We start from the raw sequence: 15,584 nt of genomic DNA, 5'->3' as shown, positions 1-15,584 counted from the left end.
TCGTTCTTAGCCATGATCGCCTGCAATGCATTCGCACCCTTATTGGCACGACAGGAGACGCAACATGGGACTGGTGAAGAAACTGGAGCAAAGCTCGGACCTTGTGAACGGCATGGCCGACCGCCTTGGTATCGACATGGGCGAGATCATCGCCCGTGACCCCGAGCACGAAGGCCCCAAGCTGATGCGCGCTATCATGCGCTGCAGCCATTGCGACGATCAGGCAGGCTGCACCCAGTTGCAAGCGGATCAGGACCATCTGGACACGGCCCCGGCCTATTGCCGCAACAAGGACGTCTTTGACCGTATCAGCCAGGGCTGACCCGATCAGCTAGGCTCCGCGGCGGGCGGACAATACGTCCCGCCCCCGCCGTGGCGGCTTGTTCCTTTGAGCAGAGCGGTCTATGACGCGGCGCAAGTGTTCCCGCAATTGCGAAAGGTGTTTCCGCCGATGATCCCCCGTTATGCCCGCCCCGACATGGTCGCCATCTGGTCCCCCGAGACCAAATTCCGCATCTGGTACGAGATCGAGGCGCACGCCTGTGACGCGATGGCCGATCTGGGCGTGATCCCGCGTGAAAACGCCGACGCCGTCTGGAAGGCCAAGGACGTGGAATTCGACGTCGCCCGTATCGACGAGATCGAAGCCGTCACCAAACACGACGTCATCGCCTTCCTGACCCACCTTGCAGAGCACGTGGGCAGCGAAGAAGCGCGTTTCGTGCATCAGGGCATGACCTCCTCCGACGTGCTGGACACCTGCCTCAACGTGCAACTGGTGCGCGCCGCCGACATCCTGCTGGCCGATATGGACAACCTGCTGGCGGCGCTGAAGAAACGCGCGATGGAGCACAAGAACACCGTGCGCGTCGGCCGCAGCCACGGCATCCACGCCGAACCCACCACCATGGGGCTGACCTTTGCCCGTTTTTATGCCGAGATGGACCGCAACAAGGCGCGCCTGCAGCAGGCCCGCGAAGAGATCGCCACCGGCGCGATTTCCGGCGCGGTCGGCACCTTTGCCAATATCGACCCCGCGGTGGAAGAGCACGTCTGCGAGAAACTGGGCCTCAAGCCCGAACCGATTTCGACCCAGGTCATCCCGCGCGACCGTCACGCGATGTTCTTTGCCACTCTGGGCGTCATCGCATCCTCGATCGAGAATGTCGCCATCGAGATCCGCCACATGCAGCGGACCGAAGTTCTGGAAGGCGCGGAATTCTTCTCGATGGGCCAAAAGGGCTCCTCGGCGATGCCACACAAGAAGAACCCGGTGCTGACCGAGAACCTGACAGGTCTGGCCCGTCTTGTGCGCATGACCGTGATCCCGGCGATGGAGAACGTGGCGCTGTGGCACGAGCGCGATATTTCGCACTCCTCGGTCGAACGCGGCATTGGCCCGGACGCCACCGTGACGCTGGACTTTGCCCTGAACCGTCTGACCGGCGTCATCGACAAGATGTTGATCTTCCCCGAGAACATGCTGGAAAACATGAACAAGTTCCCGGGCCTGGTGATGTCGCAGCGGGTGCTGCTGGCGCTGACGCAAGCGGGCGTGTCCCGCGAAGACGCCTATTCCATGGTGCAGCGCAACGCGCTGAAGGTCTGGGAAGAGCGCCTTGATTTCCAGGAACTGCTGCTGGCCGACCCCGAGGTTGTTGCTGCCCTCGGCGAAGATGGCATCAAGGAAAAATTCGACATGGGTTATCACACCAAACATGTCGACACGATCTTCAAACGGGTGTTCGGCGCCTGAACCGCCTTCCCGTCTTCCTGATGACGACGCCCTGCCAAAATGGCGGGGCGTTTTTCATTTACGCACCCACCACTGGGCAAATATTCGCCAGAGAGTACCGGAAGCTCCCTTATCCTGGGAATTCCCCTCCCCTGAGCCAGTAAATCAGGCTAGATTCCCTCCATAACCCGTAATGAGGATCCCCAATGCGTGCCATCGTTCTTGCAACCGTGATGTCCCTGCCCGCGATGTCACTTTCCGGGGCAGCCTTTGCCGCTGGCGACAATACCTTCACGGCTCCGACCACCACGCAAACCACCAAGGAATGCACCGGAGCGCAGGTCTGGGACGAAAAAAAAGGCAAATGCGTCGATGCCAAGGATTCGGCGCTGGATGCCGATACGCTGTATGACGCGGTGCGTGAACTGGCCTATGCGGGCCGACTGAAAGACGCGCAAATGGTTCTGGCCGCGATGCCGGATCAAAGCGAAGGTCGGGTCCTGACATACTGGGGCTTCACCGCCCGTAAGCTCGGCCAGCCAGATGAGGCCAACGCCTATTACCAGCGCGCCATTGCTACCGATCCCGACAACCTTCTGGCCCGCTCTTATATGGGGCAAGGCTTTGTCGAGGAAGGAAAACTGGGGCTGGCCCTGGCCCAATGGAAGGAAATCCGTGCGCGTGGCGGCACTGGCAGCTGGCCTGAGGTCTCGCTCTACAAGGCGCTGCAGAGCGGACAAACCTCAAGCTATTGAGCTTTAGCCTTTCTTTACCGCTAATGGCCTATCTTGATCCCAACAGAAAGAGAATCTTTTTGGCAAGGGTCCTATAGATGCAAGACGACCAGATGTTGGCGCTCCCCATGGCGACAGGCGGTGATGGATTGGGAGATTTTTCGGCTCCGGCTCCGCTTGGTGGAATGGGGGGAGGAATGGATAGTCCCATGGGTGGATCGCTCGGCGGCTCCGCTTCCCATCTGAGCGGCAAGGCAAAGGCGGCGATCGTCGTGCGCCTGCTGCTGAACGAAGGCGCTGACATCCCGATTGAAGAACTGCCCGATGAGTTGCAGATGGAACTGACCCAGCAGATGGGGAAGATGCGCATCGTCGACCGCGAAACGCTCTATGCCGTTGCCAGCGAGTTTGCCGAAATGCTCGACAACGTTGGCCTGACCTTCCCCAACGGGCTGGCTGGCGCGCTGACCGCCATGGATGGCAAGATCAGCCGCCATACCGCCAGCCGCCTGCGCAAAGAGGCCGGCGTGCGCCAATTCGGCAATCCCTGGGACCGTCTGAAACAGCTTGCACCCGAAGATCTCGCCTCGCTCGCCGAAGCAGAAAGCACCGAAGTTGCGGCCGTGCTGCTGTCGAAACTCGACACCGCCAAGGCGGCACAGATGCTGGCTGCCCTGCCCGGCCCCGTGGCCCGGAAAATCGCCTATGCCGTCAGCCATACCAAAAACGTGACCCCGGACACCGTCGACCGGATCGGCCTGTCCCTGGCCGCGCAGGTGGAGGCCCGCCCGGATCTAGCCTTTGACACCACCCCGGGCCAGCGCGTCGGCGCCATCCTGACCGAAGCCGCCGCAGCCAAACGGGACGAGGTTCTGACCGCACTGGAAGAAGAAGACGAGGAATTCGCCGGCGACGTGCGAAAGGCGATCTTCACATACGGCCTGATCGCAGAGCGCATGCACCCCCTGGATGTACCCAAACTGATGCGCGTGCTGTCACAGCCCGATGTGGTCACCGCCATCGCCTTTGCCAGCGCGGAAGAGGACGTTGCCTCTAGCGAATTCCTGCTGGAAAACATGTCGAACCGCATGGCCAACAACATCCGTGAAGAAGTCACCGAACGCGGCAAGGTCAAACGCGCCGATGGCGAAATCGCCTTCAGCCTGATCGTCAACGCCATGCGCGATCTGGTGAACAACGGGGAAATCGAACTGAGGTCCGAGGACGGCGAAGAGGACGAGTAAGTCCTGATCTCTCCCGCTGTCTCTACCGATACGCTTCGGATACCCGGCTGACGGCTTGTACACAATGGCGGCCGGGATTAAGTAGACATGCTCTATGTGATCCCAGCCCAGCAGGCCCATACCCACAATGCCCGTCGCCGCCTCCGAGCTTTCTCCGGCCCAAAAAGCAAAGTATTTTGCCAGCAATCTTTTTTTGCGTGGCGTGATCGGCGCCATGGGGCTGATCCCCTATCGCACGCGGCTGGCGGCCATGGGTCGTCTGGTGCGCGCCGCCGCGCCGCTGGCGGGCTTTGACCGGCGGATCCGTGACAATCTGGCCCTTGTCTGCCCCGACCTGCCGCCCGAGGAAGTGGACCGGCTCTGCCGCGAAGTCCCTGACAACGCCGGGCGCACCTTTGCCGAGCTCTATGCAGGCGCACCCTTCCTTGCCCGCGCCAAGGCTGCGCCAATCACCGGTGAGGGTCTGACCGCGCTCGAGAAAGCACGCGTTGACGGGCGCCCTGTGATTCTGGTCACCGGTCATTTCGGAAATTATGACGCTGCCCGGGCCGGGTTGATCGCACACGGTTTCCCGATGGGGTCTCTCTACCGGCGGATGGCCAACCCCTATTTCAATGATCACTATGTCCGTGCGATCGAAGGCAACGGCAAACCGATGTTCGAGCAGGGCAAACGCGGCATGGTCGAAATGGTCCGCCATCTGAAAAAGGGTGGCAATATCGCCATCGTCGCCGACCTGCACGTGCATGGTGGCGAGGAGATCCCATTCTTCGGCAAGCCTGCCGTCACCTCGACCGTTCCTGCGGAACTGGCGCTGAAATACGGCGCGGCACTGATCCCGGTCTACGGCATCCGGCAACCCAATGGCGTTGATTTCGAAATCCGCCTCAACCCGGAAATTCCGGCGTCAGATCCCATCACCATGACCCGCGCGATCTGCGACGATCTGGAAAGCGTCATCCGCAAGCATATGGGGCAATGGTTCTGGATCCACCGGCGCTGGAAAACATACACGCCGCCGAAAAAGCCCAATACAGATCCCGTGGGATAATGCCGACCACGGCAGGAGCAGGCGCCCCCAGGAATTGGCGCTGATTACTTCAGCTGCGCGGCGGCTATGATGGGGCCGCTGCCGGCCTCTTGCACCAGCACGGCCAGCGACTGATCCCCGGGCAGCGGCACGGTCAGGTTCAGGTCTTCCTGCCCGTCCCATTCTGCGATCTGCTGCCAGTCCTCGACGATATTGGCATAGGCCATGGTCCGCCCCGCCAATTCTCCGCGGCTGATCGACACCCGGCGCAGCGGCGTGAACCGCACCACATCAACCCTCATCGCCCCTTTGGGCAGCGCGCTGCGAGCCTGCACCGAGATTTCGACACCGGCCGCCGTTGCCGTCAGATCCAGCGCCACCGGCTGCGCGCCGGTCTGGTGCCGTTTGATCGCATCACCTACTTTCAGCGGGTCGGCGGCATGAACATCCTCCTGCCCCATCACGATCATCTGCGGAGTATGAACCATGTTACGGCCCATCGCCCGGGCATAATCCTTTTGCCGCTGAGTATAGGCTGGATCGGCAAAGACGTCCTTCCAGCCGATGTAATCCCAGTAGTCGACATGGAACGCCAGCGCCAGAACGTCCTCACGTTCTACCAGTTTGTGCATCAAGGCATCGGCCGGCGGGCAGGACGCACAGCCCTGCGAGGTAAAGAGCTCTACCACCACCGGCTGATCCACCTCTTCCGCACGGATCGCGGCAGGCATCGCAAGGCACAACACACTGGCAAGAGCGGCAAAACGCATCATTGTTCGGAGTACCCCTTTGGTCGTGATCCGCAGGCCAACTCTCGCTGGCCCCCCGGTGTACCCCAACCCAATTCTGAACACCAATCAATCATTCTTGAGACTTGGTTTACCCTTTGCATACGCACTTGTGTACTATTGCATACAAAAAATGCACCAGAAGGCGTTTCCCCTATTGAAAGAAGGCCGAACCTGTTGCAGATAGCCTGCAGCGAATTCCCCATTATCACATCCATAGGGAGGCCAACATGCCTATCACCGTCGGACAGGACAATGCCAAGACGCGCCGCACGCTCAGCGCCGGTGGCAAGTCGATTTCCTATTACTCGATCCCCGCAGCCACCGAAGCCGGCCTCGGCGATTTCTCGAAACTGCCGGCGGCGCTGAAGGTCGTTCTGGAAAACATCCTGCGCTTTGAAGACGGCGGTTTCTCGGTCTCGCTCGAAGACATCAAGGCCTTTGCGGAATGGGGCGCCAACGGCGGCCAGAACCCGCGCGAAATCGCCTATCGCCCGGCCCGCGTGCTGATGCAGGATTTCACCGGCGTTCCCGCCGTTGTGGACCTTGCCGCCATGCGCGACGGCATCAAGGCGCTGGGTGGCGACGCCCAGAAGATCAACCCGCTAAACCCGGTTGATCTGGTCATCGACCACTCGGTCATGATCGACGAATTCGGCAACCCGCGCGCGTTCCAGATGAACGTGGACCGCGAGTATGAGCGCAACATGGAGCGCTACCAGTTTCTGAAATGGGGTCAGGGCGCCTTCAACAACTTCCGCGTTGTGCCTCCGGGAACCGGCATCTGCCACCAGGTGAACCTGGAATACCTGGCCCAGACCATCTGGACCGACACCGATCAGGACGGCAATGAAGTCGCCTACCCTGACACACTGGTCGGCACCGACAGCCACACCACCATGGTCAACGGCGCGGCCGTTCTGGGCTGGGGTGTTGGCGGCATCGAAGCCGAAGCCGCGATGCTGGGTCAGCCGATCTCGATGCTGATCCCCGAAGTCATCGGGTTTGAACTGACCGGCGACATGGTCGAAGGCACCACCGGCACCGACCTGGTTCTGAAAGTCGTGGAAATGCTGCGCCAAAAAGGCGTTGTGGGCAAATTCGTCGAATTCTACGGCGAAGGTCTGGACCGTCTGCCGCTGGCGGACCGCGCCACCATCGCCAACATGGCACCGGAATATGGCGCGACCTGCGGCTTCTTCCCGATCGACGCGGAAACCATCCGTTACCTGCGCAACACCGGCCGCGACGAAGACCGTATCGCGCTGGTCGAAGCCTACGCCAAGGAAAACGGTTTCTGGCGCGATGCGGATTACGCACCGGTCTACACCGACACGCTGTCCCTCGACATGAGCAGCATCGTTCCGGCAATCTCCGGCCCCAAGCGTCCGCAGGATTACGTGCCGCTGACCAACGCCCAAGCCGCCTTCCGTCAGGAGATGGAAAACACCTTCAAACGCCCGATGGGCAAGGAAGTGGCCGTCAAAGGCGAAGATTACACCATGGAATCCGGCAAGGTCGTGATCGCCTCGATCACCTCCTGCACCAACACCTCCAACCCCTACGTGATGATCGGCGCGGGTCTGGTTGCGAAAAAGGCGCATGAGCTGGGCCTGAACCGCAAGCCCTGGGTGAAAACCTCGCTGGCGCCGGGTTCGCAGGTGGTGTCCGAGTACCTTGAGGCCGCAGGCCTGCAAGAGCATCTGGACGCTGTCGGCTTCAACCTCGTTGGCTATGGCTGCACCACCTGTATCGGTAACTCCGGTCCGATCCAGCAGGAACTCTCCGACGCCATCGCCGAAGGCGATCTGGTGGCAACCTCGGTCCTGTCGGGCAACCGCAACTTCGAAGGCCGCATCAGCCCCGATGTGCGCGCCAACTACCTGGCCTCGCCGCCGCTGGTTGTCGCCTATGCGCTGGCAGGCACCATGGATATCGACCTGGCCAACGACCCGATCGCCCAAACTGCCGATGGCAAGGACGTCTACCTGAAAGACATCTGGCCCTCGACACAGGAAGTCGCGGACCTCGTGCAGGAAACCGTAACCCGCGAGGCCTTCCTTTCGAAATACGCCGATGTGTTCAAAGGCGACGAAAAATGGCAGGCGGTCGAAACCACCGATGCGGAGACCTATGACTGGCCCGCGACCTCGACCTACATCCAGAACCCGCCCTACTTCCAGGGCATGGGTACCGAGCCGGGCACCATCTCCAACATCGAGGGCGCCAAGCCGCTCTTGATCCTGGGCGACATGGTCACCACAGACCACATCTCCCCGGCGGGCTCTTTTGCGACCACCACACCGGCAGGTCAGTACCTGATCGAACGTCAGGTGGCCCCGCGTGAGTTCAACTCCTACGGTTCGCGTCGCGGCAACCACGAGATCATGATGCGCGGCACCTTTGCCAACATCCGCATCAAGAACGAGATGCTGGACGGCGTTGAAGGCGGCTACACCAAAGGCCCCGATGGCGAGCAGACCTCGATCTACGAAGCCTCGATGGCCTATCAGGAAGCGGGCACTCCGCTGGTCGTCTTTGGCGGTGAACAGTACGGCGCGGGCTCCTCGCGTGACTGGGCTGCAAAAGGCACCGCGCTGCTGGGCGTCAAGGCCGTGATCGCCGAAAGCTTTGAGCGTATCCACCGGTCCAATCTGGTTGGCATGGGCGTTATCCCGTTCGAGTTCACCGCTGGCGATACCCGCAAGTCGCTGAACCTGACTGGTGACGAAACCGTCTCGATCCGTGGCCTCGACACCATCGAGCCGCAGCAGGAAGTGCCCTGCGACATCACCTACGCAGATGGCACCACCAAGACCATCACGCTGAAGTGCCGCATCGATACTGCGCCCGAGATCGAGTACATCGAACACGGCGGCGTGCTGCACTACGTGCTGCGTAACCTCGCGAAGTCGTAAGGCCCGCGCCACATGGAATTGCAAAAGGCGGCCCCCCCGGGGTCGCCTTTTCTGTTAGAGGCCTTACCGAGAATAGCAAAAGAATAAGGGAGGAGTATCAGAGCATGACTGACACGACGAAGATAGGTCTGAAGGAGACTGGCTGCATCACCGGCTATCACGCCCATGTCTATTTCGATGCCGACACGGTGGAGCAGGCACTGGTCCTGTGCCAGCGCGCGGCAGAGATCTTTGGCGTCAAGATGGGCCGCGTCCATGACAAGCTGGTCGGCCCGCACCCGATGTGGTCCTGTCAGCTAGCCGCCGATCCGGAACAGTTTGCGCAGCTGCTGCCCTGGCTGGCGCTGAACCGGGACGGGCTGATTGTGTTTGCCCACCCCGAAACCGGCGATGAGCTGGCCGATCACCGTGATCACGGCATCTGGCTCGGCACCGGGCTGGAGCTGGATCTGTCCCTGTTTGCCTAAAATCAGAACGCGATGGCGCGGGACAAGGCCGCAAGGCCGCCGCACATCGCCGACGCGCCCTCATGCGGCGGCGATTTGGCTACGGCACAGCTCCCCGGGTGCCTTCTACGGATGTGGCAAAGATAAACTGCCAATCAGAAACATGCGGTTCGCCCCCGCGCGCATCAGCGATACCCGGCTTTTGGGGACAGATCCGAAAATCTACTGACCAGCCGCCTTTTCCATCGCTGGGCGCAGCGTCTTTTCAACGACTGAGCTGGTCAGCGGCCCTGCAAAGCGCAGCACAATCTTGCCCTCACCATCGATCACATAGGTCTCGGGCACGCCATAAAGGCCCCAGTCGATCGCCATGCGGCCCTTTTCGTCCCGGCCAATGGCGGTATAGGGATCGCCCAGCTCGTTGAGGAAGGCCTCGGCGTTGTCCTGCTGGTCCTTGTAGTTAACGCCGTAGATCGGCACGCCTTCGGCCGAAAGCGCCTCCAGCGTCGGGTGTTCGGCGCGGCAGGGCGCGCACCAGCTGGCCCAGTAGTTCACCAGCTTGACCGTGCCATCGCGCAGGGTCGCATCGTCGAACGACGGCTTGCCAGTAAATTGCTCCAGCACCACCGGCGGTGCTGTCTGCCCTTCGCGGGCAGATGGCAGGCTTTCGGGGTCCTCACGAAACATGCCCACCAGCGCCAGACCGACAAAACCGGCGAACACCACCACGGGCACCGCCATCAAAGGAGAGATCTTAGCCATTGCGCTTCACCCGGTTCTGCTCCAGCCGCTCCATCTCGGCGCGCACCCGGCGGCCACGCCACAGGGTGACAGCCACCAGAACGACCAGCAGCAAGATCGACGCCGCGTAGGACGACAAGACAGTCTCCGAATATTTCCCCAGATCAGGCATCATGTGTCCAGTTTTTCCCGTGCCATCAGCGCCCGGATACGGCGGGCGCGAATTTCAGTTCCGGTGCGGTAGAACACCATTGCGAGAAAGAAAACCCCGAAGCCCAGCATGCAGACATAAAGCGGGTTGGAGAAAGCGTCCGCGACGTTTTCTTTCTTATCAAGGCTGAGCGAGGCGCCCTGATGCAGACCCTGGTTCCAGAAGTTCACCGCATAGCGGCTGAGCACCGCGAAGACCGAGCCGACAAGACACAGGATCGAGGTGAGATCCGCAGCCGTGTCCGGATCCTCAATCGCCTCCCAAAGGGCGATATAGCCAAGGTAGAACAGGAACAGGACAAGGAAGGAGGTCAGGCGCGGATCCCAGGCCCACCAGGTGCCCCACATCGGCTGCCCCCAGATCGCGCCGGTCACCAGCGCGATCAGCGTCATCACGATGCCTACCGGCGCGGCGGCACGGGCCGCAAGGGCGCTGACGTGGTGACGGCGCACCAGCCAGATCAGCGAGGCGACAAGCATCATGAACCAGGCGTTGATTGCCATCAGCGCCGAGGGCACATGCAGGAAGATAATCTTGACAGTGGAGCCCTGACGATAATCGTCCGGTGTGAAGAAGAAACCCCAGATCAGCCCCACGGCCATCAGCAGGCCCGAGATCATCCACAGCGCAGGCATCACCCGCTCGGTGGTGGTCAGGAATTTCTTCGGATTGGCGTATTCCCAAATCGACATGGTGGCTATCTTGTTCCCCGCTCCCAAAGTTTCAAGTCTCTGTTCCCTGCTCTTTCGTCGCAGCTCTTTCGCAGCATCCCGGTCAGCGCAGATTGATACGCAAGACCGCGGCGCTGGCAAAGGGTAGAAGCGCGATCACCGCCGCGGAAATCCCAGCCAGCATCAATAGCGGCGTCTGCACGGCCATGCCTTCGGCACCGCGGCGGGCCACTTCGGCGCCAAAGATCAGCGTCGGCACGTAAAGCGGCATCACCAACAGCGACAACAGCAGCCCACCGCGTTTCAGCCCCACGGTCAGCGCCGCGCCGAAGGTGCCGATCACCGACAGGGCCGGCGTGCCCAGAAACAGCGAAATTACCAGCCATGAAAACCCCGGCACCGGCAGGTTCAGCAGCACGCCCAGCACCGGCGCCGCCAGCACCAGCGGCAGGCCCGTGGTGATCCAATGCGCCAGCGCCTTGATGGTGACAACAGATTCCAGCGGCAGCGGCGCGGTGGCCAGAAGATCCAGCGAGCCATCCTCCCAATCCAGCGCGAGCAGCCGGTCCAGCGACAACAGGCACGAGAGCAGCGCCCCCAGCCACAACACGCCTGGCGCGATCCGGGTCAACAGCTCGGAATTCGGCCCCACCGAAAAGGGCACCATGACCGTCACGATCAAGAAAAACGCCAGCCCAAGGCCAAAGCCGCCCCCGGCCCGCACCGCCAGCCGCAGATCCCGCATCAGAAGAGCGATCATAAAAAGCCCTCGTCAAAATCATCAAGCGCAGGCAGGCGCGCCTTGAAGGGGCCGACATCCAGCACCTCAGCCTCGGCTAGGCCTAGGTCGATATGGGTGGCGATCAATGCCGAACCGCCCCGCTCCAGATGCGCCCGAACCGCATCCGCGAACATGGTGACCGAGCGGGTATCGAGGCTGACGGTCGGCTCGTCCATCACCCAGATCGGGCGCCCTGTCACCAGCATCCGCGACAGGCCCAGACGGCGTTTCTGCCCGGCAGACAGCGCCCCGGCGGGCCGGTCCTGCAAGGCGGTGAGGTCAAAGGCCTCAAGCGCGGGCGTGATGGAGGCAGAGCCAAAGACCCGCGCCCAGAATGTCAGGTTCTCCGTGACCGTCAGCGCCGGTTTCAACCCGTCTGAATGGGCCGCATAGGCGATCTGATCCTCGGCGCCATCGATCTGCCCTGAGAGCGGCGGTTGCAGCCCGGCGATGGTGCGCAACAGCGTTGTCTTGCCGATCCCATTCGGCCCCCGCAGGATCAGGGCACGGCCGGGCATAAGCTGAAAACTCAGCCCTTCCAGAACCGGCAACCCGCCACGGGCAATGCTGAGATCGGTTACATTCAATGTCATGAATAACTAACTATCCCATTGCGGCCCGGCGCAAAAGCCGTATTCCGCCCGGTCCGGTTCACACCGGCAATACGGCCAGGGCGATGCGGCGCCCTTCGGACAGCAGAACGTTATAGGTGCGGCAGGCGGCGGGGGAATTCATCGTCTCCACCCCGATCCCGGCGCCTTCCAGCGCGCGGCGCAGATCTGCCGGGATATGCGCCACTTCGGCGCCGGTGCCGATGAACAGAACGTCAACCTCGTCCGCCAGCGCCAGAAGCGCCTCCTGATCATCATAGCCCCCCCAGGCCACCGTGCCACGGGTGCCGGTCAATACGGCGCCGTGATGCACCTCTCCGCCGATGCGAAAGAACCCCTCGCCATAGCCATCCACTGGCACGGCATCGGAATAGGTCACTTCATTCAGGCGCATGAGGCATCTCCCGGAAAACTGATTTGCCACTCTCCTACCACGGGGCAGGATGGGGCAAAAGCAAAAGGCCGCAAGCGATGCCTGCGGCCTTTGGTAGTCATTTGCTGCCCCGGATCAGGCGTCGATATTGGCGAACTGATTGCCGGTCGGTGTCGAGGGTTTCGACCAGTCGCGTTTGACCCCCAGCCAGAGCAGGATGGTCGAGGCCACGAAGACCGACGAATAGGTGCCGACAATGACGCCCCAGATCATCGCAAAGACAAAGCCGCGGATCACATCGCCGCCCAGCACATAAAGCGAGATCAGAGCGATCAGCGTGGTGACCGAGGTCATCATGGTGCGGCTCAGCGTTTCGTTGATCGACAGGTTCAGCACCTCGGCCAGCGACTTCTTCTTGTATCGGCGCAGATTCTCCCGAACCCGGTCGAAGACAACGACGGTATCGTTCAGCGAATAGCCGACGATGGTCAGCAGCGCCGCGATGATCGCCAGGTCGAACTTGATCTGCAATTCCGAGAAGATGCCGATGGTCAGCACCACGTCGTGCACCAGCGCCGCAACGGCCCCCAGCGCGAACTGCCATTCGAACCGCAGCCAGATGTAGACCAGCACCGCACCAATCGCCAGAACCACGGCGATGACGGCTGTCTGCACCAGCTCTCCGGACACCTTGGGACCCACGGATTCGACCGAAACGAACTTGATACCCGGCGCCACCGCATCCAACGCTGTGTTCAGCGCCTCGATCACATCGCCCGAAATCGCCTCGCCATCCGCCTGGGACTGGATGCGGATCATCGCAACGTGCTGGTCTTCGTCAAAGGTGGGGTCGAACACTTCGGTGATCGAAATATCGCCCAGCTCCAGCGGCGACATAGCATCGCGGTAGACACCAACGTCGATGGCTTCGGTGCTTTCGGTGCGGATCGTGGTACCGCCGCGGAAGTCGATGCCAAAGTTCAACCCCTGAAGCATGAAGGAGGCAAAGCCCACCACCATCATCAGCGCCGAGACGCCCAGCCAGATCTTCCAGCGTTTGAAGAAATCGAAAGAGGTTCCTTCGGGAACAAGTTTCAGCCGCATCTTATACCTCAATCGTTTTCGGACGACGCCGTTCAAACCACATCACGATCATCACCCGCGTCACGAAGATCGCCGTGAACACCGAGGTCATGATGCCAAGGCCCAGCGTGATCGCAAATCCGCGTACCGGTCCGGATCCCATGGCGAACAGGATCACAGCGGTGATGAAGGTGGTGACATTGGCGTCAAGAATGGCGCTCAGCGCCTTGGAGTAGCCTTCGTCGATGGCGCGCGCCGGACCCCGGCCCGCTTTCAACTCTTCGCGGATCCGTTCGAACACCAGCACGTTGGCATCCACCGCCATACCGACGGTCAGCACGATCCCGGCAATGCCCGGCAACGTCAGCGTACCGCCAATCAGGCTGAGTGCGCCAAAGATCAGCGCCACGTTCAGCATCAGCGCCAGATTGGCGAAGATCCCGAAGAGACCGTAGGACAGCGTCATGAAGACGAGCACCGCGACAAAGGCAACAATGGTCGCGATCTTGCCCGCGTCGATACTGTCCTGCCCCAGTTCCGGGCCGATGGTGCGTTCTTCGAGGAACTCCAACCCGGCCGGTAGGGCACCTGCCCGCAGCAGGATGGCAAGGTTGGTGCTTTCCTCGATGGTGAAGTTACCGGTGATGATACCAGAGCCACCGGGAATATGCGCCTGAATGACCGGAGCCGAGACAACCTCGTCATCCAATACGATCGCAAAGGGCGAGCCGATGTTTTCCGCCGTATAGTCGCCGAACTTGCGCGCGCCCGATGTATTGAAGCGGAAGGTCACCGCCGGGCGGCCGTTCTGGTCAAAGGACGGCTGCGCATCCACCAGCTCCTCGCCGGTCACCACCGGCGCGGCTTCGACGGTATAGAACACTCCCTCTTCATCCAGCGACGGGATCACCTTGTTGCCGACACCAGCGCGGGCGTCGGCGTCATTGCCGCGTCCCACAACTGGGTTGAACGTTAGCTGCGCGGTGGTGCCGATGATCTCTTTCAGCTCAGAGGCACTGCCGATACCCGGCACCTGGATCAGGATCCGGTCGGCGCCCTGACGCTGAATGGTGGGCTCACGGGTGCCGACCTCATCGATCCGGCGGCGCACGATTTCCAGCGACTGGCGCACCGTGCGGTCATCCGAGGCAAGGCGCTCGGCCTCGCTCAGTTCGATGATGATCACATCACCCTCGGCAGAAACGACAATATCCGTTGCCCCGCCGCCGGTGAGGCTGGTGACCGGACTTGCCAGCCCACGCACCACTTCCAGCGCCCGGGCCATGCCCTCAGGCTGGGAGATCTTGACGCGAATCTGCCCGTCCGGTGCCGGTTGCAGCCGGAAGGTGCCGATGGTGGCCCGCTCGGGGCGCAGTGCATCGCGCACCTCGGGCCAGAGCGCATCCATGCGCGCAGCATAGACATCGGCGACCTTGACCTCGGCCAGCAGATGCGCACCGCCGCGCAGATCAAGGCCCAGGTTGACCAGCCCCGAAGGCATCCATTCGGGCCATTGCCCCGCCTGTTCGAGCCGCTCTGGAGTCTCCCCCTTCATCTCGATCGCGGCGACGGCATCATTGGCCTGTTCGACACGGGTGTAGAACGCATTTGGCAGGGCTAGCAAAAGGCCGGCCACACAGACCAGCCAGATCAGCACCCTCTTCCAGAGATCGATTTGCAGCATTGCCCTGCCTTTTCAGATATTTAAGATCAGAATCTTACGCTGCCGGCTCGGTCTTGGACAGCACCTGAGCGATGGTCGAGCGCACAACGCGGACCTTGACGCCCTCGGCGACTTCGACTTCGACCTCGTTCTCTTCCTTGATCTTGGCAACCTTGCCGATCAGACCACCCTGGGTCACCACCTGATCGCCGCGGCGCAGGTTCTCGACCATTTTCTGGTGTTCCTTCATCTTCTTCTGCTGCGGGCGGATCAGCAGGAAGTACATGATCGCAAAGATCAGAATGAGCGGGAGAAACTGGCCAATCGTATTTGCGTCCAAGGGGATATTCCTTCTGTCTGGAGAGCCCATGCGGGGCTGCCTTATTTTGCAGGCGAACCTATGCGCTGGTCTGGACAGTTGCAAGGCAAAGGCGGTGCGACGATGTGCAGATTCCGCCTTGCAACACCCTTATACAAACCCCGTTGTGCCCTCTTCCTCTTTGGCTGCGGCTCGGGCATAGGTTTGGCACTGATTCAACGTCGTCTCTTATACAG

The 15,584-nt window shown here is 61.4% G+C and carries 17 protein-coding genes; 7 read left to right on the top strand and 10 right to left on the bottom strand.

Annotated elements, in window-relative coordinates; translation table 11 throughout:
• Window positions 1-64: 64 nt before the first annotated feature.
• The 5 genes from SM763_RS13720 to SM763_RS13700 all read left to right on the top strand — a co-directional run bounded on the left by SM763_RS13720 (window position 65) and on the right by SM763_RS13700 (window position 4,764).
• On the top strand, window positions 65-322 hold the full coding sequence (locus SM763_RS13720; protein WP_368998865.1) for a DUF6455 family protein: 258 nt from the start codon (window positions 65-67) through the stop codon (window positions 320-322).
• Window positions 323-451: 129 nt separating this feature from the next.
• Window positions 452-1,756, top strand: coding sequence for an adenylosuccinate lyase (gene purB, locus SM763_RS13715; RefSeq protein WP_065270458.1), 1,305 nt, complete (start codon window positions 452-454; stop codon window positions 1,754-1,756).
• A gap of 185 nt (window positions 1,757-1,941) precedes the next feature.
• Entirely contained in the window at window positions 1,942-2,490 is a 549-nt protein-coding gene (locus SM763_RS13710; RefSeq protein WP_065270459.1) for a tetratricopeptide repeat protein, read from the top strand.
• Window positions 2,491-2,567: 77 nt separating this feature from the next.
• Window positions 2,568-3,713 carry a flagellar motor switch protein FliG gene (locus SM763_RS13705; protein WP_274833494.1) on the top strand — a complete coding sequence of 382 codons (1,146 nt, stop codon included), beginning with the start codon at window positions 2,568-2,570 and terminating at the stop codon, window positions 3,711-3,713.
• 127 nt (window positions 3,714-3,840) lie between these two features.
• Window positions 3,841-4,764, top strand: coding sequence for a lysophospholipid acyltransferase family protein (locus SM763_RS13700; protein WP_368998864.1), 924 nt, complete (start codon window positions 3,841-3,843; stop codon window positions 4,762-4,764).
• A 44-nt stretch (window positions 4,765-4,808) separates the two neighbouring features.
• Here the strand turns inward: SM763_RS13700 and SM763_RS13695 are convergent, their stop codons facing one another.
• Window positions 4,809-5,516, bottom strand: a complete 708-nt coding sequence (locus tag SM763_RS13695) for a DUF1223 domain-containing protein (protein WP_368998863.1) — start codon at window positions 5,514-5,516, stop codon at window positions 4,809-4,811.
• Window positions 5,517-5,761: 245 nt separating this feature from the next.
• Here SM763_RS13695 and acnA point away from each other — a divergent pair, with 245 nt between their 5' ends.
• Both acnA and SM763_RS13685 read left to right on the top strand, forming a co-directional pair.
• Window positions 5,762-8,449 carry an aconitate hydratase AcnA gene (gene acnA / locus SM763_RS13690; protein WP_368998862.1) on the top strand — a complete coding sequence of 896 codons (2,688 nt, stop codon included), beginning with the start codon at window positions 5,762-5,764 and terminating at the stop codon, window positions 8,447-8,449.
• A gap of 104 nt (window positions 8,450-8,553) precedes the next feature.
• A complete protein-coding gene (locus tag SM763_RS13685; RefSeq protein ID WP_274833487.1) occupies window positions 8,554-8,916 on the top strand; it encodes a DOPA 4,5-dioxygenase family protein in 363 nt (120 codons plus the stop codon).
• 201 nt (window positions 8,917-9,117) lie between these two features.
• Here the strand turns inward: SM763_RS13685 and SM763_RS13680 are convergent, their stop codons facing one another.
• The 9 genes from SM763_RS13680 to yajC all read right to left on the bottom strand — a co-directional run bounded on the left by SM763_RS13680 (window position 9,118) and on the right by yajC (window position 15,399).
• Window positions 9,118-9,657, bottom strand: a complete 540-nt coding sequence (locus SM763_RS13680) for a DsbE family thiol:disulfide interchange protein (RefSeq protein WP_368998861.1) — start codon at window positions 9,655-9,657, stop codon at window positions 9,118-9,120.
• Window positions 9,650-9,811 carry a heme exporter protein CcmD gene (gene ccmD, locus SM763_RS13675; protein ID WP_274834397.1) on the bottom strand — a complete coding sequence of 54 codons (162 nt, stop codon included), beginning with the start codon at window positions 9,809-9,811 and terminating at the stop codon, window positions 9,650-9,652. The genes SM763_RS13680 and ccmD overlap by 8 nt, the downstream gene beginning before the upstream one ends.
• Window positions 9,808-10,539 carry a heme ABC transporter permease gene (locus tag SM763_RS13670; RefSeq protein ID WP_065270466.1) on the bottom strand — a complete coding sequence of 244 codons (732 nt, stop codon included), beginning with the start codon at window positions 10,537-10,539 and terminating at the stop codon, window positions 9,808-9,810. The genes ccmD and SM763_RS13670 overlap by 4 nt, the downstream gene beginning before the upstream one ends.
• An 82-nt stretch (window positions 10,540-10,621) precedes the next feature.
• Window positions 10,622-11,278 (bottom strand): heme exporter protein CcmB, encoded by a 657-nt coding sequence (gene ccmB / locus SM763_RS13665; RefSeq protein ID WP_274833484.1) that lies wholly within the window; start codon window positions 11,276-11,278, stop codon window positions 10,622-10,624.
• On the bottom strand, window positions 11,275-11,892 hold the full coding sequence (ccmA, locus tag SM763_RS13660) for a heme ABC exporter ATP-binding protein CcmA (RefSeq protein ID WP_368998860.1): 618 nt from the start codon (window positions 11,890-11,892) through the stop codon (window positions 11,275-11,277). Before ccmA ends, ccmB begins: the two co-directional genes overlap by 4 nt.
• Window positions 11,893-11,950: 58 nt before the next feature.
• On the bottom strand, window positions 11,951-12,304 hold the full coding sequence (locus tag SM763_RS13655) for an Mth938-like domain-containing protein (protein WP_065270469.1): 354 nt from the start codon (window positions 12,302-12,304) through the stop codon (window positions 11,951-11,953).
• Window positions 12,305-12,418: 114 nt separating this feature from the next.
• Window positions 12,419-13,387 (bottom strand): protein translocase subunit SecF, encoded by a 969-nt coding sequence (gene secF, locus SM763_RS13650; protein ID WP_065270470.1) that lies wholly within the window; start codon window positions 13,385-13,387, stop codon window positions 12,419-12,421.
• 1 nt (window position 13,388) lies between these two features.
• Window positions 13,389-15,050 carry a protein translocase subunit SecD gene (secD, locus tag SM763_RS13645; RefSeq protein ID WP_274829125.1) on the bottom strand — a complete coding sequence of 554 codons (1,662 nt, stop codon included), beginning with the start codon at window positions 15,048-15,050 and terminating at the stop codon, window positions 13,389-13,391.
• A gap of 34 nt (window positions 15,051-15,084) precedes the next feature.
• Window positions 15,085-15,399 (bottom strand): preprotein translocase subunit YajC, encoded by a 315-nt coding sequence (gene yajC / locus SM763_RS13640; protein ID WP_116560284.1) that lies wholly within the window; start codon window positions 15,397-15,399, stop codon window positions 15,085-15,087.
• Window positions 15,400-15,584: the final 185 nt, after the last annotated feature.

This window comes from Pseudophaeobacter sp. C1-32P7 (genome assembly GCF_041008775.1).
GTDB lineage: Bacteria > Pseudomonadota > Alphaproteobacteria > Rhodobacterales > Rhodobacteraceae > Phycobacter > Phycobacter gallaeciensis_A.
Note: the sequence above shows the minus strand (reverse complement) of the source record. Positions and strands in the feature narration are given on the sequence as shown.

What these genes read in the sequence shown, in the direction of transcription:
- SM763_RS13720 (WP_368998865.1), top strand. Translation starts at nt 65, where the DNA reads ATGGGACTGGTGAAGAAACTGGAGCAAAGCTCGGACCTTGTGAACGGC.
- purB (WP_065270458.1), top strand. Translation starts at nt 452, where the DNA reads ATGATCCCCCGTTATGCCCGCCCCGACATGGTCGCCATCTGGTCCCCC.
- SM763_RS13710 (WP_065270459.1), top strand. Translation starts at nt 1,942, where the DNA reads ATGCGTGCCATCGTTCTTGCAACCGTGATGTCCCTGCCCGCGATGTCA.
- SM763_RS13705 (WP_274833494.1), top strand. Translation starts at nt 2,568, where the DNA reads ATGCAAGACGACCAGATGTTGGCGCTCCCCATGGCGACAGGCGGTGAT.
- SM763_RS13700 (WP_368998864.1), top strand. Translation starts at nt 3,841, where the DNA reads ATGCCCGTCGCCGCCTCCGAGCTTTCTCCGGCCCAAAAAGCAAAGTAT.
- SM763_RS13695 (WP_368998863.1), bottom strand. Translation starts at nt 5,516, where the DNA reads ATGATGCGTTTTGCCGCTCTTGCCAGTGTGTTGTGCCTTGCGATGCCT.
- acnA (WP_368998862.1), top strand. Translation starts at nt 5,762, where the DNA reads ATGCCTATCACCGTCGGACAGGACAATGCCAAGACGCGCCGCACGCTC.
- SM763_RS13685 (WP_274833487.1), top strand. Translation starts at nt 8,554, where the DNA reads ATGACTGACACGACGAAGATAGGTCTGAAGGAGACTGGCTGCATCACC.
- SM763_RS13680 (WP_368998861.1), bottom strand. Translation starts at nt 9,657, where the DNA reads ATGGCTAAGATCTCTCCTTTGATGGCGGTGCCCGTGGTGGTGTTCGCC.
- ccmD (WP_274834397.1), bottom strand. Translation starts at nt 9,811, where the DNA reads ATGATGCCTGATCTGGGGAAATATTCGGAGACTGTCTTGTCGTCCTAC.
- SM763_RS13670 (WP_065270466.1), bottom strand. Translation starts at nt 10,539, where the DNA reads ATGTCGATTTGGGAATACGCCAATCCGAAGAAATTCCTGACCACCACC.
- ccmB (WP_274833484.1), bottom strand. Translation starts at nt 11,278, where the DNA reads ATGATCGCTCTTCTGATGCGGGATCTGCGGCTGGCGGTGCGGGCCGGG.
- ccmA (WP_368998860.1), bottom strand. Translation starts at nt 11,892, where the DNA reads ATGACATTGAATGTAACCGATCTCAGCATTGCCCGTGGCGGGTTGCCG.
- SM763_RS13655 (WP_065270469.1), bottom strand. Translation starts at nt 12,304, where the DNA reads ATGCGCCTGAATGAAGTGACCTATTCCGATGCCGTGCCAGTGGATGGC.
- secF (WP_065270470.1), bottom strand. Translation starts at nt 13,387, where the DNA reads ATGCGGCTGAAACTTGTTCCCGAAGGAACCTCTTTCGATTTCTTCAAA.
- secD (WP_274829125.1), bottom strand. Translation starts at nt 15,050, where the DNA reads ATGCTGCAAATCGATCTCTGGAAGAGGGTGCTGATCTGGCTGGTCTGT.
- yajC (WP_116560284.1), bottom strand. Translation starts at nt 15,399, where the DNA reads ATGGGCTCTCCAGACAGAAGGAATATCCCCTTGGACGCAAATACGATT.